Raw genomic sequence first — 683 nt, forward strand, 5'->3', positions numbered from 1 at the left:
ACGGTGCTCTGACGGATTGTAAGCACATGGTTTCAGGAACTATTTCACTCCCCTCCCGGGGTACTTTTCACCATTCCCTCACGGTACTCATACACTATCGGTCACACTGAGTATTTAGGCTTACCGGGTGGTCCCGGCAGATTCACAGCAGATTCCACGAGCCCGCTGCTACTCGGGCAACCCAACAACCCACATGCCATTGTCTTCAACTACAGGACTCTCACCTTCTCCGGCAGGTAATTCCAAACCACTTCACCTAACAACAACACACGAGCACGATGATGGTAGTCACCGCCCATTGGGGCCCACAACACCGCACACACAACCCCTACCAGGTATCACATGCACACGGTTTAGCCTCATCCACGTTCGTTCGCCACTACTAGCAGAATCATTATTATTTTCTCCTCCTACGGGTACTGAGATGTTTCACTTCCCCGCGTAAACCCCCACAACAGCTATGAATTCACTGAAGGGTAACCCCACATAACCAGGGCCAGGTTTCCCCATTCGGACATCCTCGGATCAACGCTTAATTGACAACTCCCCGAGGCTTAACGCAGCCTTTCACGTCCTTCATCGGCTCAGCATGCCAAGGCATCCACCATGCGCCCTTAATAACGAACACACAAACCACCCACACCAAAAAGCGCAGATGGCCACACAAGTGAACTTGACAAAAA

Annotated in this window: 1 rRNA gene; it reads right to left on the bottom strand. The window is 51.5% G+C overall.

What is annotated here, in order from left to right:
• Nucleotides 1-628 (bottom strand): 23S ribosomal RNA (locus MHY08_RS11600); the annotation flags it as partial.
• Between the last annotated feature and the right edge of the window lie 55 nt (nt 629-683).

The organism is Corynebacterium sp. ACRPJ (assembly GCF_022347345.1).
GTDB classification, from domain to species: Bacteria; Actinomycetota; Actinomycetes; order Mycobacteriales; family Mycobacteriaceae; genus Corynebacterium; species Corynebacterium tuberculostearicum_D.